The following is a 19,969-nucleotide window of genomic DNA, read 5'->3' as shown; positions in this document are numbered from 1 at the left end:
GCGGTGCGGCGCAGGCGCGCCCGGGCGGGCGCTCGAGAGGTGCTCGGGCCGGCGTTCGGGTGAGCGCCCGCACCCCGCATTGTTCATCCGTTCGTGTGAAACCTGGTTCGGCCGCGTCGGCCGAGGGCGCGGAGCACCACTGCGGCGCCCCTGCGAACGGGCGCCGCGGCACCGCACGAGCCCCGCAGGAAGCTCACTCCGGGATGGCGTCGATGAGCTTGATGAGCGCCCGGTTGTAGGAAACGGTGAAATCAGCGGCGGCCTTCTCGTACGGGTCGCTCGCCGCCTTCGCCGCGGCCTTGGACGCGTCGAGCTTCTCCTGGTATTGGACACGCGCCGAGGACTTGAGATTGGCCCGCTGCTTCGGAGTCAGCGATCCGGAGTAGACCAATCGCAGGATCAGCGGGCTGCGCACGTTGTCCGGCCCCGGCTCGGTGTTCAACCAGGACTTGAACGCGCGCTTGCCTGCCGCGGTGATCACGTACTGCTGACTCGACCGCGGCCCCTGCTTGCCCAGGCGCAAGTAGCCGGCATCGGTCAACGCGGGCAGCTCGCGGTACACCTGGCTGCGCGTCACGCTGAAGAAACCGCCGAAACGCTCGGTGGCGGCAGCAACGAGCTCACCACCGGTTTTCGGCCCGTCGTGCAGTAGCCCCAGAAGGGCAGCGGATGTCGCATTCAGCTCGCTCACACCTTCACGGTGCCACGACCGGGCCGTGCTGTCCACAATGGTCCTGTTTTCTGTCCACAGTGGTTGTAGTGGACTGGTCCGAGTGGACGAATGCCCGCCCCCGGGCCGCGCGCCGGGCGAGCACGCGAACACGCTTGCGGGCCGGGGCCGCGCGCGATGCGCACGCTGTGCAGCCACCCTCCCGTTGACTCCCCTGAACGGGCGGTTCCCGAGCGCGACACGGTTCTCTTCGGCCGCCGGGTCTGTCCAGGCGGGCCCCGCGAGGAGCACCATGCGGGGCACCCGGCGAACGGAGGTCGGCCATGCACGGGCGATGGAACCGCACCGAAGTCATCCGCGGCCGCACGCGAACCGCGGCCCGCTGCGGTGAGCACGGCGCTGCGGCACCGCCGCGGCAGGCGCACGACCCGTGCGTGGTGTGCGGACGACTCCTCCCCCGCCTCGCAGAGGCGCGGGCCGGCGAGCGCGTGTGCTCGGCCGCGTGCGCCCGCTCCTGGGCCGCGCGCCGCTGACTCCGCGGAAGCGTGGCGGTTCTGTGGCCGTTCGCACAGCACCACGCCCGCCTCCGCAGGCGGAACACATCAGTGCCGGCCAGGCACCACGCCGGCCGGGCACGAGGCTGGCCGGGCACGATGGCTGGCCGGGCACGATGGCTGGCCGGGCACGATGGCTGGCCGGGCACGAGGCTGGCCGGGCACGATGGCTGGCCGGGCACGATGGCTGGCCGGGCACGATGGCTGGCCGGGCACGATGGCTGGCCGGGCACGAAAAACCGGGAAGGGTGCACCACCCTTCCCGGTTACCAGTAGCGGGGGCAGGATTCGAACCTGCGACCTCTGGGTTATGAGCCCAGCGAGCTACCGAGCTGCTCCACCCCGCGCCGTATGCGGACTTTCCGTCCTTGTGATGACCACTCTACACCCGCTGCGGAGGGCGTTCACACGGGGTCCCCGCGGCGGCGCACGCTGCTCGGATCGTGGCAGAACAAGCAGCCGTGTCGAACCGGGAGGCGAAAAGTCGGGAGGGGCGTCAACCCCTCCCGACTTCCAGTAGCGGGGGCAGGATTCGAACCTGCGACCTCTGGGTTATGAGCCCAGCGAGCTACCGAGCTGCTCCACCCCGCGTCACCACGGCTCACGGTGGCCGTGCATCACGCTGTCCACGAACTCACCACCGTCAACGCATCAGCGAATTGCCGCATTCCGGGAGCCGACCACTCAATCCGGTTGCGTCCGCGGCCTGAGCACGTGGAACACCGTGTTCGGTTGTACGCACAGCTTAACAACCGTCCAACCACGCCCCGCACGGGGGGTCGATCGGCCGGCACGGAGCCACCCCGGTCCGCCCGGCGGCCAGCAGACCAGCGGGCCAACGCGGAGCCCACCGCACGTCACCCGCCGAGGTGGTGAACATTTCGCGCGGGTGCTCACCACCTCGGCGGGGACTCCAGGTCACTCGCCCTGCGCCTGCCGGTAGGCCTCGATCGCGGAACCGAGCTCCTGGTAGGCGGCGCCGATCTGGTCGTAGTTGTTGGACGACTGGGCGTTGCGCAGGTTTTCCAGTGCCGAGTTGATGCGCTCGACCGCCTGGGAGGTCTGCTGGTCGTTCCCCTGGCCGTCCTGCGGCGGACGCTGCTGCTGGTCCTGGCCGTCCTGCTGCTGGTCCTGACCGTCCTGGCCGGTGTCGGCACCGCTGCCGGCGCCCGCACCGAAGACCTGCTCCAGCGCCCCGTTCAGGGTTTCGTGGAACCCGACGCGGCCGCCGAAGGAGACCAGCACCCGCGCCAGCTGCGGGTACGAGTCCTCCTCGTTGCGCTGGATGTAGATCGGCTCGACGTAGAGCAGACCACCCGCCACGGGCAGCGTCAGCAGGTTCCCGAAGATCGCCGTCACGTTCGGGTTGTTGAACAACGTGCGGTTCTCGGTGACCTCCGGGGTGGACTCCATCTGGTTCTGCACCTGGTTGGGGCCCGGTGTCTGCGTGTTCGTCGGCAACCGCAGCACGTTGATCTCACCGTAGTTCTGCGGGTCCGAGGAGGCCGACATCCACCCGGCCAGGTTCTGCCGCCGCAGCTGCGTCATCGGGCTCATCAGCTGGAACGTCGGCTCGTCCTGACCGCGCGTCTGGGCCACCACGTAGTACGGCGGCTGCGGCCCGGACTCGCCCTCGCCCTTCTTCGTCGGGTCGGGCGGGACCTCCCAGAAGGTCTGCGTCGCGTAGAACGCACCCGGGTCGTCGACGTGGTACTTCGTGAGGATCTCCCGCTGCGTCTTGAACAGGTCCTCCGGGTACCGGAAGTGCTGCCGCAGCTCGGGGCTGACCTCGCTGGAGGGTTTGATCAACCCGGGGAAGACGCCCTTCCACGCCTTGAGCACCGGGTCCTGCTCGTCGTTGGTGTACAGGTTCACGGACCCGTCGTAGGCGTCGACGGTGGCCTTCACCGAGTTGCGGATGTAGTTGACCTGCTCGTTCGGCTGGCCCGTGACGCCGCTGCCGGTCTGGCTGTCCTGGGTGGCCTGGCCGAACTCCGTCCGCTGCGAGTACGGGTAGTTGTCCAGCGTGGTGTAGCCGTCGATGATCCACTTGATCCGCCCGTCGACCACGGCCGGGTACGGATCGCCGTCCAGCTTGAGGAACGGCGCCACCTTCTGCACGCGCTCCCGCGGGTTGCGGTCGTACAGGATCTTCGACTCGGAGCCGATGGCCTGGTTGAACAGGATGTTGCGCTCGCCGTGATGGGCGGCGAACACGAGCCGCTTGAACAGGTTGTCCAGCGGAACGCCGCCCTGGCCGTCGTAGGTGTAGCGCCGCGTGTCGGTGTCGTACTCCCGCGGCTGGTCACCCGGGTCGCCACCGGTGATCGCGTAGTCGTCCTTGTCACCGACCAGCTCGCCGTAGTAGATGCGCGGCTGGTCCACGGGGATGCGGCCCTGGCCCCCGTTGGCCACGTCGCTGATCGAGAACTCCGGGTAGCCGCCTTCGGAACCGCCTTGCTCGGGCGCGGAGTTGACCCGGTCGGCCGGCGCGGACACGAGCCCGTTGCCGTGCGTGTAGACCATGTGGCGGTTGATCCAGGTGCGCTGGTTCGCCGCCAGGTTGTCGGTGTTGATCTCGCGCAGCGCGAGCAGGTAGTCCTGCAGCTCGCCGCCGGGACCGCGGTAGCGGCCCACGTCGAGCTTGTCGGGGAAGCCGTAGAAGTTGTACTGCTGCGTGAGCTGGGTGAACGTCGGCGACAGCACGGCCGGGTCGAGCAGCCGGATGTTCGGGATGGTGCCCTGGTCCTGGGCGACCTCCTGCGGTTGCAGCTCGGTCCGCCCCGGGTAGGGGTGGAAGTTCACGTGCTCGTCGCCGACCCGGTACGCGTCCTTGGTGGCCGCGAGGTTGCGCTCGATCGACTGCGCTTCGCGCTGGTTGGCGTTCGGCCGCACCGAGAACTGCTCCATCAGCGCCGGCCAGATCGCCCCGAGGACCACGCTGGACAGCACCAGCAGCACCGTGGCCAGCGCGGGGATCTGCAGGTTCTGCAGGAAGATCACGGCGAAGAACGCCACCGCGCAGAACAGCGCGATGAACATGAGGATGAGCTTCGCCGGCAGCACCGCGTGCAGGTCGGTGTAGCTGGCGCCGGTGAACAGGTCGTTGCGCGAGGACAGCAGCAGGTCGTAGCGCGCCAGGAAGTAGTCGACGGCCTTGAGCAGCACGAAGATGCCGGCCCAGACCGCCAGCTGCACCCGCGCGGCCACGGAGAACTGCCCCGTGCGGCCGGCGAGCCGGATGCCGCCGAAGATGTACTGCGTCACCAGCGCGGCGAAGAACGCCAGTGCCACGGCGATGAACGCCCACGTCAGCAGCAGCCGCCAGAACGGCAGCTCGAACGTGTAGAAGCTGATGTCGTTGCCGAACTGGGGATCGGTCTGGCCGAACGGCACGCTGTTGAAGAACAGCTGCACGACCTGCCACTGCGCCTGCCCGGCCAAGCCGCTGAAGACCGCCACCACGATCGGGATGCCCAGTCCGAACAGGCGGGACCGCTCGGTGGCGACGGTGCGGTAGCGCGCCAGCGGGTCGTCCGGACCGCTCGCGGGCACGAACACGGGCCGGCTGCGGTAGGCCGACCACAGCGACAGCAGCACGACGGCGCCGACGAACACCGCCACGGCCACGCCCAGCCCGAGCCTCGTCAGCAGCTGAGTGGTCATGACCTGGCGGTAGTCGACCGCACCGAACCACAGCCAGTTCACATAGGTCCCGAGCAGCCGCGATCCAGCGATCAGGGCGACGAGCACGACGCCGCCGAGGATCAGCAGGATCCGGGCTCGCCTGGACAGCTTGGGCATCCCTGCCGGGGGCCGCATGGCCACAGCGCACGCTCCTGGTCACGATCGTCGGGCCCGGGCGGCGGCACGCTCCGCCCTCGTGAGTTTTCACTCTACGATGTCGGAAAAGCACTCGCGGAAGCGCCTGCACGAACTGGATGTACCGGGCATTCGGCGGGATCCGTCCCCCGGTCGGAGACCCGGGCAAGCCTCCCGGTCACGCGGGGTGTCGACACCCCCGGCCGAGCGCGGCCACCCGGCCTGCCGCGGTCACTCGGCCTGCCGTGATCACCCGGTTGCCCGCGGTCACCCGGTTGCCCGCGGTCACCCGGTCGTCCGCGGTCACCCGGTCGTCCGCGGTCACCCGGCGAGCGTCTCGTGCAGCGCGCGCAGCAGGTTCGGTGCCAGCGAGGCGTCCTGGACCAGCTCACCGTCCGCGGCGCCCTCCAGGTCCTGCGGAGATTCCCCGTCCTGGGGGGGCTGCTGCCCCTGGCCGACCTCCCGATCCTGCGGGGCCTGCTGGCCCTGCGCCAACTCCTGGTCCTGGGCGCGCAGCCGCAGCACGCACGTCTCCGACCCGTCGCGGAGCACCGCGGCCACCAGACGCGCCTCGTGCCGCTCCGGGTGTTCGGCAGCGGCCTGCCGGGCGGCCTCGTCCTCGCCGGGCAGTTCCGCCTCCGCCTCCGGCGGCAGGACGACGATCTCCTGCGCGACGGCGCACCCGGCGACCTGCTCGGGCCAGGCGATGCGCGCCAGTGCCTCGCCGAGGTCCTCGCTCGGCAGCGATTCCTGGGCGATCGGCGTGAGCACGGCTCCGGGATCCACCTGCTCGGCCAACCCCGGCTCGGCTGACAGCAGCTGCCCGGTGGGCACCAGGGCGAACAACTGCACCGGCTGGTTCCAGCCGTGGGCGTGCACGAACTCTTCGATCTCGCGGGTGGCCGAGGGCAGCGCCGCGGCGGTTTCCTCGGGGATCTGCGCGGACATGACCCCATGCTCCCCGGCGGCCCGTGCAACGCCGCACCGGGTCCGGCCCGAACCGTCCGCGAACGTCCGGCCAACGACCAGCAACGTCCCCGTGGCAGCGAGAGCACTGTTCGGCAGCACCCCGTGCGGCAGCACCCCGCGCCGGCAGGGCCCTCGCTCAGCGAGGCCACAGCCCAGCCAGCCCCTCCAGTCAGACCACGGCTGCCAGGCCACCATTCAGCAGGGCGCCACAGCTCAGCCAGACCCCGTCCAGCCAGACCCCGTCCAGCAGGGCGCCACAGCTCAGCAGGTCCGGGGCTGCTCGCCCGCGCGCACGGCGTCGAGGGCGCGGACCGCGTCGTCGAGCGTGCCGACCTTGACCAGCCGCAGCCCGTCCGGGGCCTGCGCGCTCGCTTCGGCGCAGTTGCCCGCCGGCACGAGGAACGTCGTGGCCCCCGCTTCGCGCGCCTTGGTCATCTTGAACGGGATCCCGCCGATCGGCCCGACCTCGCCGCTCGGGGTGATCTCCCCGGTGCCCGCGACGAACTCGCCGCCGGTGAGCGGGCCCGGCGTGAGCTTGTCGATGATCGCCAGCGAGAACATCAACCCGGCCGAGGGGCCGCCGACGTCGGCCAGGCTGATGTCGACGCCGAAGTCGACGTCGGCCTGCTTCTGCGCCTGCACGCCGAGGAAGCCCTGCCCGTTCTGCCCGTTCTGCTGGTCCTGGCCGTGCGGCCGCTCCGCCAGCCGGACCGTGGCGTTGCGTTCCGGTTGCCCGTCGCGCTGGTAGCGGATGTCGACCCGGTCGCCGGGCTGCGTGTCGCTGAGCGCCTGGTGCAGCGACTGCGCGTTGCGCACCGGGTCGCCGTCGGCGCGGATGATCGTGTCGCCGGGTTCCAGCACGCCCGCGGCGGGACTGCCACCGACGACCTGGCCGACGGACACCTCGGTGGGATAGCCCAGATAGCTCAGCGCGGCGGTCTCGGCGGTGGTGCGCGAGTCGTTGAACGCCGCGGTGTTCTCCCGCTCGACCTCGCGCTCGCTCTTGCCCGGCGGGAAGTACACCTCGCGCGGGGTCAGCGCGTAGCGGCCGCTGGCCCACATGCTCAGTGCGCTGAACAGGGACAGCCGGTCCGTGACGGAGACGGTGGTCATGTTCAGCTGCCCCTCGGTGGGGTAGGTCCGCTCCCCTTCGATGCCGATCACCGGCGCGTTCCCGTCGGTGCCGAGCGTGTCGTAGGTGGGACCGGGCCCCAACGCCACGTACGGCACCGGAGCGGCCGCACCGAGCAGCCCGAACACGACGACCAGTCCGACGCTGAGCACCAGCGTCCACGTGCGGCGACTCACGGGCCGCCAGGATACGTGTTCGCCCTGCGCGATGCCGCAACCGGCCGGTGCGGCCGCCACCTCCGTCCCGATCGCCGCCTACGCCCGGGTTGCCGCGGGTCAGGCGTCCGGGCCCCGGGCACGGGGCCGCTGCCGGGGCGCGCGGAGCCCGCCTGCCTGTTCTGTGCACCGACCGCGGCCGCGTATCGTGGGGGCTATGAGCAACTCGCCGTTCGGGTTCGACCCGCAGGATCCCGACGACCCGGACCAGCCCAACGAGCCCGGCCGAGGCGGGTCCTCGGAGGGTGGCGGGAATTCCGGGGACCCCTCGGGCTTCGGTTTCTCCGGCATGCCCGGTCCCGGCGGCATGCCCAACTTCGACCTCGGGCAGCTCGGCCAGATGCTGACCCAGCTCGGGCAGGCGATGAGCCAGTCCGGCAGCTCGGGCAGTTCGTCCGGCCCGGTCAACTACGACATGGCCAAGCAACTGGCGGTGCAGCAGCTGCAGAACACCGGGCGCACCGAACGCCCGAAGCAGGAGCAGGTCAAGGCGGTCGAGGACGCGGTGCACCTCGCCGAGCTGTGGCTCGATCCGAACACCGCCCTGCCCGCCGGGGTCCGCTCGGTGCGCACCTGGTCGTCGGTGGACTGGGTGGAGAACACCCTGCCCACGTGGCGCCAGCTGTGCGACCCGGTGGCGCAGCGGATGTCCAACGCCTGGTTGGAGGCGCTGCCGGAGGAGGCCAAGCAGGCGGCGGGACCGCTGCTGTCCATGCTCGGCCAGATGGGCGGCATGACCTTCGGCACCCAGCTCGGCAACGGGCTCGCCCAGCTCGGCGGTGAGGTGCTCACCTCCACCGACGTGGGCCTGCCGCTGGGGCCGAGCGGAACGGCCGCGCTGCTGCCGGCGAACATCGAGAGCTTCGTCGAGGGGCTCGACCGCGATGCCGGCGAGGCGACCGTGTTCCTGGCGGCGCGGGAGGCCGCGCACCACCGGCTGTTCGGGCACGTGCCGTGGCTGGGCCAGCGGCTGCTGTCCACGGTCGAGGAGTTCGCCCGCGGCATCCACATCGACACCTCCTCGCTGGAGGACATGGCCAGCAAGATCGACCCGTCGGACCCGAGCTCGATGCAGGAGATGATGAACTCCGGCATGCTCGAGCCGCAGAACACGCCGGAGCAGCAGGCCGCGCTGAGCCGGCTGGAGACGCTGCTGGCGCTGGTCGAGGGCTGGGTCGACGTGGTCGTGGCCGACGCGCTCGCCGACCGCCTGCCCGGTGCGGAGGCGCTCGGCGAGATGGTGCGGCGGCGCCGCGCCACCGGTGGTCCGGCCGAGCAGACCTTCGCCACGCTCATCGGCCTTCAGCTGCGGCCGCGGCGGATGCGCGATGCGGCGAACCTGTGGCGGATCATGACCGAGCGGCACGGCACCGCCGGCCGCGACCAGGTCTGGGACCACCCGGACCTGCTGCCGACCGCCGAGGACCTGGACGAGCCGCTGGACTTCGCCGACCGGTGGGGCCGCCCCGGCGATCTGGACGACCCGATCGCGGCGATCAAGCGCGCCGAGGAACGCGAATCCGGTGATCAGAGCTCCGGCGACTCCGGTGGGGCCGAGTCCGCGGGCTCCGAGGAGTCCGGGCGCGGTGACGATTCCGCCGACGACTCCGAGGGCGGCAGCGGTTCGGACCGCGGCTGAGCCGAGCAGTCGACGCGAAGCGCACTCGGCCGCGTGGTGGCCCCGGGCAACCTGCCGCGGCGCGCTCGTCGGGCCGGCCCGACGAGCTGGTGCGCGGACGCGCGGGGCCGGCCCCCGCGCGACGACGGCTGCCGCCGGTGTTCGGGCACGGTTGCGCAGTCACCGGGGACGCCGGCCGCGGGCACCGAGGACGGTGCGCCAGCCCTCGGTGCCCGCTCCCGTCGCCGGACCGGCTCCGCGGCTCTCAGCCGTCGTTGTCCGCGTCGTCGCCGAGTTCGAGGTGCGCGGCCGCGGAGAGCCCCTCCAGGTAGCCGATGGCCCGGTCGGTCTTGTCGTAGCGCCGAACCCACGCCCAGAAGTCCGAGCCGTGCCCGGGCACGAGCAGGTGCGCCAGTTCGTGCACGAGCACGTAGTCCAACACCCAGGCCGGCACTTCGCGCAGCCGCCGGCTCACGCGGATCGACCCCTCGGCCGGGGTGCACGAGGCCCAGCGGGTGCGCATCGGACGCACCCAGCGGGCGACATCGGGAAGCGCCAGCCCGTCCAGGTAAGTGCGGGACAGCTCATCGCAGCGGCGCAGCAGGTCCCCGTCGGACTCGCGCGCCGGTGAGCGCCGGCGCGTCTCACTGCGTTCGAGCCGGCTGAGCATGTCCGAGACCCATCGCTTTTCTTCCGCAGCGCTCATGCGAGCCGGGAGCAGCACCACGACCCTGTCGCCGTCGCGGTAGGCGCTCACGCTCTTCTTGCGGCGAGCACTGCGGCGTACTTCCACCCGCGGTTCAGCCACGTCGTGCGAGCTTAGTCGGTGCCGCCACCCGTGCTAGCCCCCTGTGATCCGTACCGCACCCGATGTTTCCCGGTGATCTCGGGACACTGCTCCATTCAGTCGAACACGCGATGCGTCAGATGCATGCGTGCCCGGGGTGCCGCCTGTACCTTCCTGAACAACACGCCGAGCCGCGCGGAGGCACCGCGCGGAACGGCTCGACGCCGGAGACGAAGGAGGGCGGCCCCGTGGCCGACACGTACAACGGCTACTGCGTCAAGTGCCGTGAGAAGCGGGACTTCAGCGGCGAGGTCGCGGAAACCAACGGACGCCGCATGGCCAAGGGCACCTGCCCGGTCTGCGGCACGAAGATGACGCGCATTCTCGGCAAATCCTCCTGAAACAGGACGCGCGGCGAAGCACCGGAACGATCAACGGGCCACACCGCGGCGCGCAGCCTCTAGCATGGCGTGGGGATGCCCGCATCCGCATCCCTGTTCGTCATGGAGGTCCCACCCGCTCCCGAGGAGAACCCGTGACCGACATCCCCCGCCGCGCGGCACGCCGGACCGCCAAGCTCGCCGGCCTCCCCTTCGGGGTGGCCGGCCGCTGGGCGACTGGATGGGGGAAGCGGCTGACCGGGCACGACGCCGAGGAGGTCAGCAACGAGGTCTCCGCCAAGACCGCGGAGCAGCTGTTCGCGGTGCTCGGACAGCTCAAGGGCGGCGCGATGAAGTTCGGCCAGGCCCTGAGCGTGTTCGAAGCGGCCGTGCCGGAGGACCTGGCCGGGCCGTACCGGGAGGCGCTGAACCGGCTGCAGGCGGACGCGCCGCCGATGACGACGGGCAGCGTGCACCGGGTGCTCGACGAGCAGCTCGGCACGGCCTGGCGGCAGCGGTTCGCCGAGTTCGACGACACCCCGGTGGCCGCGGCCAGCATCGGCCAGGTGCATCGCGCCACCTGGCACGACGGCCGGCTCGTGGCTGTGAAGATCCAGTACCCCGGTGCTGGTGAGGCTTTGCAGTCCGATCTGCGGCAGCTGTCCCGGTTCTCCCGCCTGTTCCAGTCGCTGGCACCGGGCGCCGAGGTGAAGCCGCTGCTGGCGGAGTTGCAGGACCGCATGGTCGAGGAGCTGGACTACCGCACGGAGGCGAACTACCAGCGGGCGTTCGCGGCGGCTTTCGACGGCGACCCCGAGGTGCACGTCCCGCGGGTGGTGGCCAGTTCACCGCGGGTGCTCGTGTCCGAGTGGGTGGACGGCCGCCCGTTCGGCGAACTGATCACCTCCGGCGAGCGCGCCGAGCGCGACCGGGCCGGGTGGGCGCTGGCCGCGTTCCACTTCTCCGCACCCGCGCGGGTGGGGCTGTTGCACGGGGATCCGCATCCGGGCAACTTCCGGTTGCTGTCCGACGGCCGGCTCGCGGTGATCGACTTCGGCGCGGTGGCCAACCTGCCGCACGGGCTGCCGGACACGCTCGGCCGGATGATGCGGCTGTCGCTGCAGGAGCAGTCCGCCGACCTGCTCGAGCTGCTGCGCGCCGAGCGGTTCGTCCAGCCGGAGCAGGAGATCACCGCCGAGGACGTGCACGCCTACCTCAACCCGTTCACCGAGCCGGCGCGCACGGAGGCGTTCCACTTCACCCGCACGTGGCTGCAGCAGCAGGCCGAGCGGGTGGGGGACCTGCACAGCCCGGACTTCCACACCGGCCGCCTGCTGAACCTGCCGCCGGAGTACCTGGTGATCCACCGGGTGACGCTGGGCACCACGGGCATCCTGTGCCAGCTCGACGCGGAGGTGCCCGCGCGGGAGATCATGAACCGCTGGTTGCCCGGGTTCACCACCGATGAACAGCCGCAGGGCGCGTGAGCACCACCTTCGGTGGTCTGCTGGGTGGCCGCTGAAGCGCGTGGCCGAGTTGCTCGGGAGGCACGACGCCCAGTACGTACCGATGGTCACCGCAGGGACGGCTTGATCGGAGCGTTCGATCCCCGCTGTCTCATTCCGGCACGGCAGCTCCCGAACGCTCTCCACCCGCAACCGGGCCCACCGCAGGTTCTCAGGTGCGGCCCGTGCGAGGAAGGCTCGAGGAACAGCTCCATTCCGTTGCCCGGGGCGGGCGGCCGGGGGCAGCTGGGAGTAGGTGGCTACTCGATGTCGAGCACCCCGGAGCACGGGCCGCGCCTGAGGTTCTGCCACGGAAAGTCCGCACGCAGACCGATCCGAAGTCTTCTAAGGAACGGTGCCGACGACGACGGTGTTGGCGGCGAGGTAGTACAGGTCCTCCCGGTTGCCGGCGTAGTGCGGATCCTCCGGGTCGAGCAGCCGCTCCAGCACCGCGGCGTCCTCGGCTCCGACCCGTTCCGCGGCGTGCCGGTGCAGGTGTTCGAGGCGGCCGAGCACGACGTCGCGGGTGTTCTCGTCGAGCGGCGCGGGCCGGTCGATGAGGTAGCTCCAGGTCCGCACGTCCTGCAGGCCGGCTTCGCGCATGGCGCTGCCCCACCCCACGGGCAGCCGCACCGCGCCTTCCATGTCGGCGCGCATGCGGCGGAACCACTCGTAGTTGGTGGCGGCGAGCCGCTCCTCCAGGCCCGGTTCGCCGAGGCCCACGTCCCACGGCAGCACGCGGGGCGAGACCCCGGTTTCGACGATGGCCACGCGTCCGCCGGGGCGAGCCAGCCCGGCCAGTCGCCGCAGCCCGGCCAGCTGGTCGGGCAGGTGGTGCACGGCGAACGCGGCGTGCACCAGATCGGCCCGCTCCCCGACGGCCTCGGCCAAGCCCGGATCGGCGGCATCGGCGTGCACATCGCGCACTTCCACGTCGGCGCTGGCGGAACGCCGCGCGCGGCTGGTGGCTTCGGCCAGCAGCTGCGGCGCCGAGTCCACGACGAGGACGCCCGCGCCGGTCGGTTCACGCCGCCCCAGCTCCTCGGCGAAGGCCGCGGCGGTGCCGCCGGCGCCCGCGCCGATCTCGACGACCCGGCGGTCCTCGGCGCGCAGCAGCGAGGCCGCCAGCTGCCGGGTTTCCGGCGCGACGAGCTCGTCGACCTGCCGCAGGTCGGCCAGCCGCTCGTCCCAGTCGATGTTGTCGTGCGAGTGCGTGTGCTCTGCCATGCGGGGCACTGTACGCGGAAGCTCCCATCCACCGCCGCGCCGCGGATTCCCGGCCGCCCCGACCGCACTCCTGACCAGGGGTTTGTACATTTCTCGAGAAATGTCCGCGACTTTTCTCGAGAAACGTGCAAAACCGGCCGGTCGGGCCCACCGCAACGCTAGGCGGCGCGCACCTCATCGGGGCGGGGATGTTTCCGCGGCCGACCGCGGGGCCGTTTGCGCTGGATCACCGCGCCCTGGTCGAAGATCTCACCTCCCCACACGCCCCAGGGTTCTCCGCGGGCGAGCGCCCCGGCCAGGCACTCGGCCTTGATCGGGCAGTCGGCGCACAGCGTCTTGGCCTTCTCCAGGTCGCGCGGGGTTTCCGCGAACCACAGGTCCGGATCGGCGCGGCAGGGCAGCCGCAACGCCCGGCCGCGGTCGGCGGCCGCAGCCAGCCCGCCCCCAGCGGGCCCGGCGCTGTTCGGCCCCTCGCCGTTCGCCCCGGCTCCGTCCTGCCCGGGCAGGGTTTCCGCGGACGCGATCGGCCCCTCCTCGTCCGTCGATTTCTCCGCCACGCGGGTCCGTTGCCGGACACTCGCGGTAGCCATGCGATGACCTCCTGTTGTGCGATGTGAACGCTGTCGTGCTGGATGAGCGGTCGTGTCCTGGTGATCGCCGCGCAACGGCCCCGGACGCGAAAAAGGCCGCGGACCCGGGTGGCGGGTCCGCGGCCTGATCGAGCTGCTGGTGCGGAGTCAGCTCAATGAACGCGTGCAGCGTTGGGCGGCGAACCGGCGCCGGGCGGGAAACCAGCCGATGACGCGGGCGCGGTCGAAGAACGGATACGGGCGCACCGCGCGGAACGGCGCGTCGAACGCGACGAGGCCGGCGGACGTTCCGATCGCGCTGATCAGCATGGTCGCCACCTCCCACAGGGCGTTCGGGCCGCGTCGATCCCCTCTCGACGGCGGCCGCGGTGCCGGTCGCGGCATCCGCTGCCCGCGCACTCTACGAGCCGTCGCTACTGGCCCGCAACGAATTTTTGACCAGCGATTTCGTCACCACCCGACCGGGTGTGCAGGTGGGGCCCCGACGTGCTCGGCGGGCAGCGGTGGCTACCGCAGGAACAGCGCACCGGCCGGGCGCTCCGACACGAGCGGCGCAGCCGAGGTCCCGCCGAGCGGCCGCCGCAGCACCCGACCGCAGCAGCGTTGTTCAACCCCGCTCGCCGCGCACCAGCTCGAGCACGTCGGTGCCGAACTTCTCCAACTTGCTCGCCCCGATGCCGGAGATCCCCACCAGCGCGCTCTCGTCGGCGGGGCGCTGTTCGGCGATCGCGATGAGCGTGGCGTCGGTGAACACCACGTAGGCCGGCACGCTGAGCTGCTTGGCCCGTTGGCTGCGCCACGACTTCAGCCGCCCCAGCAGTTCCTCGTCCACGTCGGACGGGCAGTCGGCGCAGCGGCCGATCTTGATGTGCAGCGTTTCGGTGAGCTTCTGCCCGCACAGGCGGCAGCGGGAGGCCCTGCTCTTCGACTTCGCCGCGTCGGCCTGCTGGGCGTCCGAACGCGCCTTCGCGGGCAGCGCGGCCGGGTGCCGGTCCGGGACGAGGCCGTGCAGGAACCGGCTGCGGCGCCGGTTGCGCCGGCCGCCGGCCTGCCGCGCCAGCGACCAGGACAGCTTCAGGTGCTGGCGGGCACGGGTAACGCCCACGTACAGCAGGCGCCGTTCCTCCTCGAGCGCAGCGGCGGTTTCGGCGCGCTGGATCGGCAGCGTGCCGTCGACGCAGCCGACGAGGAACACCGCGTCCCACTCGAGGCCTTTGGACGCGTGCAGCGAGGCCAGCGTGACGCCTTCCACGGTCGGCGGGTGCTGCGCCTCGGCGCGCTCGTCGAGTTCCCGCACGTAGCGGCTCAGGTCTGCCTCGGGGTCGGTCTGCGCGAGCTCCTCGGCGAGATCGACGAGCGCGTTGAGCGACTCCCAGCGTTCGCGCGCGGAACCGCCCGCCGGGGCTTGCGCGGTCAGGCCGAGTTCGGTGAGCACGGCGCGGACCTGCTCGGGCAGCGGCCGGTCGGCCTCGGCGCGGGCGACCGCGGTGCGCAGCGCGGACATGGCCTGCCGCACCTCGTCGCGGGCGAAGAACCGCTCCCCGCCGCGCACCTGGTACGGGATCTCGGCCTCGCCCAGCGCCTTCTCGTAGACCTCGGACTGCGCGTTGACGCGGAACAGCACGGCGATCTCGGACAGCGGCACGCCCTGGGCGACGAGTTTGGCGATCTCCCGCGCGGTGGCTTCGGCCTCGGCCGGTTCGTCGTCGTGCTCGCTGAAGTCGGGCCGCGGTCCGTCGGGGCGCTGGCCGACGAGCTCCAACCGCGTCCCCGCGGGCCGTTCCTGCGCGGCGCCGATGACCTGGTTGGCCAGTTCCACGATCTGCGGGGTGGAGCGGTAGTCGCGTTCGAGCTTGACCACGGAGGCTTCGCGGAACCGGCGGGAGAACCCGATGAGCCACTTGGGCGTGGCGCCGGCGAAGGAGTAGATGGTCTGGTTGGCGTCGCCGACGACGGTCAGGTCGTCGCGGCCGCCGAGCCACGCGTCGAGCACGCGCTGCTGCAGCGGGTTCACGTCCTGGTACTCGTCGACGACGAACGAGCGGTACTGGGCGCGGAACTGCTCGGCCATCCCCGGTTCGTCCTCCAGGATCGCGGCGATGTGCAGCAGCAGGTCCTCGAAGTCGAGCGCTTCGGCGCGGTTCTTCGCCTCCTCGTAGGCGACGAACAGCCGGGCCAGCTGGCGCGGCGGGATGCTCGTCTCGCGGCCGGCGCGGGCGGCAGCCGCGTGGTACTGCTCGGGCCCGACGAGGCTGGACTTGGCCCACTCGATTTCCGAGGCGAAGTCGCGCACGTCCTCCTTCCCGGTGGACACGCCCAGGCGGTTGGCCGCCTGCACGACCAGCCGGAACTTGTTGTCCACCAGCGTCCACAGCGGCGTGTCGTGCACGCGGGGCCAGAAGTAGCGCAGCTGGCGGAACGCCGCCGCGTGGAAGGTCTGCGCCTGCACTCCGGCGGCGCCGAGGCCGCGCAGCCGGGTGCGCATCTCCCCGGCGGCGCGGGCGGTGAAGGTGACCGCGAGCACGTGCTGCGGCACCACGAGGCCGCGCTGCACCAGGTGCGCGATGCGGTGCGTGATCGTGCGGGTCTTGCCGGTGCCCGCACCGGCGAGCACGCACACGGGTCCGCGCGGGGCCAGCACCGCCTGCCGCTGTTCCGGATCGAGCCCTTCCAGCAGTCGCGGTTGGTCGGCCATGCGGCGCATCTTCGCAGATCCGCGCCAGCGCGCGGGCGCGCACCCCGGCGCGGTGTGCGCCACGTGACCGCACCCGGCCGGGTGGGTGGGGGACGTTTCTCGAGAAAAGTTCCCGACTTTTCTCGAGAAACGTCCCCCACCGGCGCAGTGCTTTTCGCGGTTACTCGCGCGGCGGCTGGTCGTGCAGCGCCCACCCGCGGAGCATGCGGTAGGCGATGGACACGCCCGGCGGCAGCAGCAGGCCGTCGACCGCGCCGGTCTCGGATTCGAGCGCGGCGCGCACCGTGTCGCGGTGCACCCACCGCGCCTCCTCGATCTCGCCGTCCGCGGGCCGCAGCGGCACCGACGGGTCGGCGACGGCGCTGAAGCCGAGCATCAACGACCGCGGGAACGGCCACGGCTGGCTGCCGAGGTAGCGCACGTGCTCGACGAGCACGCCGACCTCCTCCTCGATCTCGCGGCGCACGCAGGCTTCCAGCGACTCGCCCACCTCGACGAAGCCGGCGAGCACGGAGTAGCGCTGCGGGGGCCACACGGGCTGCCGCGCCAGCAGCACCCGGTCGGCGCCGTCGTGCACCAGGCAGATCACCGCCGGGTCGGTGCGCGGGTACTCCTCGCGGTCGCAGCCGCTGCACACGCGCACCCACCCGGCGCGGTCCGGCAGGGTGCCCGCCCCGCACACGGAGCAGTAGTTCGCGCGCTGGTGCCAGCCCAGCAGCCCGACGGCCGTGGTCAGCAGCCCGGCTTCGGTGTCGCTGAGCAGCGCCCCCGCGGTGCGCAGGTCCCGCCATTCCGCGTCCGGGGGCTGCGCACCGGGCCGCACGGCCCAGTAGCCGGTGTCGTCCTCGGCACCGAGCAGCACCGCCCCGGCCGCGGGCTCGGCGCCGAAGTCCTCGGTGGCTTCGTAGTGCAGCCGCACCCCGCCGTCGGCGCGCGCGGCCGCGGGCGCGCGCCCGCGTCGGTCCACCTGCAGCAGCTTCCCACCGCGCCACAGCTTCGCCGCTGCTTCGGGCGAGTCGCGCAGCTCTTCCCTGCGGTCCACTGTGGAACGCGAGAGCAGCGGTGCGGTGTCCAGTTCGAACTCCGCGCCGCTGCCGGCTTCGCCCATCACGGCAGGTCGACCCCTCCCAGGCACCGGAGCTGATCGGCGATCTGGTCCGCATCGCCGACGATGACCCCGGTGAACCTCGTGGGACCGAACAACTTCGCCGCCTCTGCCACCTCGTCGCGCGTCACCGCGCGCAGGCGCTCCGGATGCCCCGCCAGCCAGTCCATGTCGAGGCCACCGGCGGCCAGTGTGGACAGCATCGACGCGAGTCCGGACTGCGAGGAGGTCGATGTGGACAGCGCTCCGATCGCGTACTGCCGCGCCGACTCCACTTCGGACTCCACAGGCGGCTGCACCGCCATCTTCCCGAACTCGTAGCGGGTCTCCAGCAGCGCCGCGGCGGTCACCTCGCTGGCGGTGTCCGCGTCGACGAGCAGCGTCGCGCCGCTCGGGGTGAACTCGAACGTGGAGTGCGCGCCGTAGGTGTAGCCCTTGTCCTCGCGGATGTTCTCCACCAGCCGGGAGGAGAAGTAGCCGCCGAAGACGAGGTTGGCGATCTGCACCGCCGGGTACTGCGGATCGGTGCGCGGCACGGACTCGGCGGAGAACCGCAGCTGCGACTGCACCGCGCCCGGCCGGTGCACCAGCTGCAGAGCACCGCCCCGCACGGCCGGCAGGTCCGGCATCTCGCGCGCGGCCTGCTCGGCGCTCCAGCCGGCGAAGGCCCGCTGCACGCGGCCGACCGCCTCCTCCGGGTCCAGGTCGCCGACGAGCACCAGCGACGAGCCGCGCGGCAGCACCGAATGCCGGTGCAGCTGCCGCACCGCTTCCGGCGTGACCTGGGTTACGTCCTCGGTCTCCGGCACCTCCCGCACGAACGGGTGGTCGCCGTAGCGGTGGCGCTGCAGCTGTTCGCGGGCGATCACCCGCGGCTGCGAACGCGCGACGCCGATCCGCTCCACCAGCCGCGCCTGCTCGGCGGCGACCTCGTCCTCCCGGTAGGCCGGGGCGATCAGCGCGTCGGCCACCACCTCCAGCAGCGTGTCCATCCCGTCGGACAGGGCGCTGCCGGACAGTGTCAGCCGCTCCGGGTCGACGCCGGCCTGCAGGTCGCCTCCGACGGCGGCGAGATCGGTGTCCATCCGCACGCGGTCGCGCTCACCAGCCCCGGTCAGCAGCGAGTCCGCGAGCACCTCCGCCCGGGCCGGGTGCAGCGCGTCGTCGCCGGCGAAGGGGATGCGCAGCCGCAGCTCCACCATCGGCACCGAACCGTGCCGGGCTGCGATCACGCGCAGCCCGTTGTCCAGCACCCTGTCCGCGGTGTCCGGAACGTCGTGCGCGCGCGGCCGCTCCAGGTCCGGCAACGGACGCGGGCCCTGCGAAGTGCGGCCGATCTCCTCGGCGCTGCGGTGCGTTGCGCTCATGCCGCACCTCCTGCGGTGTTCTCGTCGGGTCGGATTTCCAGCAGGGCCCGGGTGTCCCCGCGCAGCGACTTCGCCGCGGCGGCCACCGCATCCGGGGTGAGTTCCCCGAAGCGGCCGGGCAGTTCGGACACCAGCTCGGCCCGCCCGTACAGCAGCTCCGTGCTGCCGAGGTCGAGCGTGCGGGACATGACGCGGTCGTGCTCGCGGTGCAGGCTCGCCGACCAGCGCGCGGCGACCCGGCGCAGCTCCTCGGCGCTGGGGCCGCCGGCGGCCAGCCGGTCCAGCTCCTCGTCGATCGCCCCGACCACGCGGTCCACCTCCACCTGCGGCGTGTGGATCGCGGTGAAGGTGAACGTGTCCGGGTCGCGCGCGTCCAGCGGCGCCCCCATGAGCCCGGCGCCGGCGTGCACGTCGACGACCAGTTCGTCGCGGTGCACCAGCCGCTGTTGCAGCCGCGAGGCGTCGCCCTCGGACAGCACGGAGGCCAGCACCACGTGCGCCAGGTAGCCGTCCAGGTCGGCGACCGGGTCGGGCAGCCGGTAGCCGAGCGCCACCGCGGGCAGCGGGGCGTGCTGATCGGTGTGCTGCTCGCGCGCGTCCGCGGCCAGGTGCGGCTCGCCGAACGAGGACCGCTGCGGCACATCGCGGGCGGGCACGTCGCCGAAGTGCTTGTGCACCAGCTCCACCGCGTGGTCGACGTCGAACTCGCCGGCGATGGTCAGCACCGCGTTGCTCGGCGCGTAGTAGCTGTCGAAGAACGCGGCGCAGTCGTCCACCGTGGCCCGTTCCAGGTCGGTGAAGTCGCCGTAGCCGTTGTGCGCGTTGGCGAACGTGGAGTACAGCACCGGCGGCAGCAGGATCCAGGGGAACCCGCCGTAGGGCCGGTTGAGCACGTTCAGCCGGATCTCCTCCTTGACGACGTCGATCTGGTTGCGGAGGTTCTCCTCCGTCAGCCGCGGCGCGCGCATCCGGTCGGCCTCCAGGAACAGCGCCCGCTCCAGGGCCTGCGCCGGCAGCACCTGGAAGTAGTCGGTGTAGTCCTGGTGGGTCGAGCCGTTGAAGATCCCGCCGGAGCCTTGCACGTGGCGGAAGTGCGCGAGCTTCTCCAGGCTCTCGCTGCCCTGGAACATGAGGTGTTCGAAGAGGTGGGCGAAACCGGTGCGCCCTTCGGGCTCGGAGCGGAAGCCCACGTCGTAGTGCACGCTGACGCCCACTACGGGAGCCGTCCCGGCGGTGGTGTCCGGCGCGAGCACCACGCGCAGCCCGTTGGGCAGCGTGACGCGATGCAGTTGGGGGTCGACCATGCCCGCAGCCTACGTCCGAACCCGGGGTT

Annotated in this window: 16 protein-coding genes and 2 tRNA genes; 3 read left to right on the top strand and 15 right to left on the bottom strand. The window is 71.8% G+C overall.

The window, feature by feature from the left end; all coding sequences use genetic code 11:
• Window positions 1–193: 193 nt before the first annotated feature.
• The 7 genes from ACVGV2_RS04480 to ACVGV2_RS04450 form a co-directional block, all read right to left on the bottom strand.
• Window positions 194–691, bottom strand: coding sequence for a PadR family transcriptional regulator (locus ACVGV2_RS04480; RefSeq protein ID WP_459164778.1), 498 nt, complete (start codon window positions 689–691; stop codon window positions 194–196).
• An 806-nt stretch (window positions 692–1,497) separates the two neighbouring features.
• Window positions 1,498–1,571 (bottom strand) — tRNA-Met (locus ACVGV2_RS04475).
• Window positions 1,572–1,741: 170 nt separating this feature from the next.
• Window positions 1,742–1,815 (bottom strand) — tRNA-Met (locus ACVGV2_RS04470).
• Between the two features lie 327 nt (window positions 1,816–2,142).
• Complete coding sequence (locus tag ACVGV2_RS04465; RefSeq protein WP_459165874.1) at window positions 2,143–5,046, bottom strand: UPF0182 family protein; 2,904 nt, start codon at window positions 5,044–5,046, stop codon at window positions 2,143–2,145.
• Window positions 5,047–5,224: 178 nt separating this feature from the next.
• Window positions 5,225–5,371, bottom strand: a complete 147-nt coding sequence (locus ACVGV2_RS04460; protein ID WP_459164777.1) for a hypothetical protein — start codon at window positions 5,369–5,371, stop codon at window positions 5,225–5,227.
• Window positions 5,368–5,994 carry a PPA1309 family protein gene (locus ACVGV2_RS04455; protein ID WP_459164776.1) on the bottom strand — a complete coding sequence of 209 codons (627 nt, stop codon included), beginning with the start codon at window positions 5,992–5,994 and terminating at the stop codon, window positions 5,368–5,370. The genes ACVGV2_RS04460 and ACVGV2_RS04455 overlap by 4 nt, the downstream gene beginning before the upstream one ends.
• 282 nt (window positions 5,995–6,276) lie before the next feature.
• Window positions 6,277–7,323 (bottom strand): YlbL family protein, encoded by a 1,047-nt coding sequence (locus ACVGV2_RS04450; RefSeq protein WP_459164775.1) that lies wholly within the window; start codon window positions 7,321–7,323, stop codon window positions 6,277–6,279.
• Window positions 7,324–7,519: 196 nt separating this feature from the next.
• On the opposite strand from ACVGV2_RS04450, the gene ACVGV2_RS04445 reads away from it, so the two are divergent.
• A complete protein-coding gene (locus tag ACVGV2_RS04445; protein ID WP_459164774.1) occupies window positions 7,520–9,001 on the top strand; it encodes a zinc-dependent metalloprotease in 1,482 nt (493 codons plus the stop codon).
• Between the two features lie 244 nt (window positions 9,002–9,245).
• On the opposite strand, the gene ACVGV2_RS04440 is transcribed toward ACVGV2_RS04445, so the two are convergent.
• Window positions 9,246–9,788, bottom strand: a complete 543-nt coding sequence (locus ACVGV2_RS04440) for a M48 metallopeptidase family protein (RefSeq protein WP_459164773.1) — start codon at window positions 9,786–9,788, stop codon at window positions 9,246–9,248.
• Window positions 9,789–10,015: 227 nt separating this feature from the next.
• Between ACVGV2_RS04440 and ACVGV2_RS04435 the strand changes: the two genes are divergently transcribed.
• Both ACVGV2_RS04435 and ACVGV2_RS04430 read left to right on the top strand, forming a co-directional pair.
• Window positions 10,016–10,168, top strand: a complete 153-nt coding sequence (locus ACVGV2_RS04435) for a DUF5679 domain-containing protein (RefSeq protein WP_459164772.1) — start codon at window positions 10,016–10,018, stop codon at window positions 10,166–10,168.
• Between the two features lie 134 nt (window positions 10,169–10,302).
• Complete coding sequence (locus tag ACVGV2_RS04430; RefSeq protein ID WP_459164771.1) at window positions 10,303–11,634, top strand: ABC1 kinase family protein; 1,332 nt, start codon at window positions 10,303–10,305, stop codon at window positions 11,632–11,634.
• A gap of 363 nt (window positions 11,635–11,997) precedes the next feature.
• Here ACVGV2_RS04430 and ACVGV2_RS04425 read toward each other — a convergent pair whose 3' ends face one another.
• From ACVGV2_RS04425 to ACVGV2_RS04395, 7 genes are all read right to left on the bottom strand, one after another.
• Complete coding sequence (locus ACVGV2_RS04425; protein WP_459164770.1) at window positions 11,998–12,879, bottom strand: class I SAM-dependent methyltransferase; 882 nt, start codon at window positions 12,877–12,879, stop codon at window positions 11,998–12,000.
• A 158-nt stretch (window positions 12,880–13,037) separates the two neighbouring features.
• Window positions 13,038–13,316, bottom strand: coding sequence for a WhiB family transcriptional regulator (locus ACVGV2_RS04420; RefSeq protein WP_459165873.1), 279 nt, complete (start codon window positions 13,314–13,316; stop codon window positions 13,038–13,040).
• Between the two features lie 300 nt (window positions 13,317–13,616).
• On the bottom strand, window positions 13,617–13,778 hold the full coding sequence (locus ACVGV2_RS04415; protein WP_459164769.1) for a hypothetical protein: 162 nt from the start codon (window positions 13,776–13,778) through the stop codon (window positions 13,617–13,619).
• A gap of 298 nt (window positions 13,779–14,076) precedes the next feature.
• On the bottom strand, window positions 14,077–16,164 hold the full coding sequence (locus tag ACVGV2_RS04410) for an ATP-dependent DNA helicase UvrD2 (RefSeq protein ID WP_459164768.1): 2,088 nt from the start codon (window positions 16,162–16,164) through the stop codon (window positions 14,077–14,079).
• A 160-nt stretch (window positions 16,165–16,324) separates the two neighbouring features.
• Entirely contained in the window at window positions 16,325–17,272 is a 948-nt protein-coding gene (gene nudC / locus ACVGV2_RS04405; RefSeq protein WP_459165872.1) for an NAD(+) diphosphatase, read from the bottom strand.
• Window positions 17,272–18,636 carry a M16 family metallopeptidase gene (locus tag ACVGV2_RS04400; protein WP_459164767.1) on the bottom strand — a complete coding sequence of 455 codons (1,365 nt, stop codon included), beginning with the start codon at window positions 18,634–18,636 and terminating at the stop codon, window positions 17,272–17,274. Before ACVGV2_RS04400 ends, nudC begins: the two co-directional genes overlap by 1 nt.
• The gene (locus ACVGV2_RS04395; protein WP_459164766.1) at window positions 18,633–19,940 is read right to left on the bottom strand and encodes a M16 family metallopeptidase; all 1,308 of its coding nucleotides are present in this window, start codon (window positions 19,938–19,940) and stop codon (window positions 18,633–18,635) included. The genes ACVGV2_RS04400 and ACVGV2_RS04395 overlap by 4 nt, the downstream gene beginning before the upstream one ends.
• Window positions 19,941–19,969: the final 29 nt, after the last annotated feature.

Source organism: Bounagaea algeriensis (genome assembly GCF_054491375.1).
The sequence above is the reverse complement of the archived record's forward strand: the minus strand, read 5'-3'. Positions and strand labels throughout refer to the sequence as shown.

Bases quoted from the DNA above. Each gene is read 5' to 3' on its own strand.
- ACVGV2_RS04465 (WP_459165874.1), bottom strand. From the start codon at position 5,046: ATGCGGCCCCCGGCAGGGATGCCCAAGCTGTCCAGGCGAGCCCGGATC.
- ACVGV2_RS04455 (WP_459164776.1), bottom strand. From the start codon at position 5,994: ATGTCCGCGCAGATCCCCGAGGAAACCGCCGCGGCGCTGCCCTCGGCC.
- ACVGV2_RS04445 (WP_459164774.1), top strand. From the start codon at position 7,520: ATGAGCAACTCGCCGTTCGGGTTCGACCCGCAGGATCCCGACGACCCG.
- ACVGV2_RS04425 (WP_459164770.1), bottom strand. From the start codon at position 12,879: ATGGCAGAGCACACGCACTCGCACGACAACATCGACTGGGACGAGCGG.
- ACVGV2_RS04415 (WP_459164769.1), bottom strand. From the start codon at position 13,778: ATGCTGATCAGCGCGATCGGAACGTCCGCCGGCCTCGTCGCGTTCGAC.
- ACVGV2_RS04410 (WP_459164768.1), bottom strand. From the start codon at position 16,164: ATGGCCGACCAACCGCGACTGCTGGAAGGGCTCGATCCGGAACAGCGG.
- nudC (WP_459165872.1), bottom strand. From the start codon at position 17,272: ATGGGCGAAGCCGGCAGCGGCGCGGAGTTCGAACTGGACACCGCACCG.
- ACVGV2_RS04400 (WP_459164767.1), bottom strand. From the start codon at position 18,636: ATGAGCGCAACGCACCGCAGCGCCGAGGAGATCGGCCGCACTTCGCAG.
- ACVGV2_RS04395 (WP_459164766.1), bottom strand. From the start codon at position 19,940: ATGGTCGACCCCCAACTGCATCGCGTCACGCTGCCCAACGGGCTGCGC.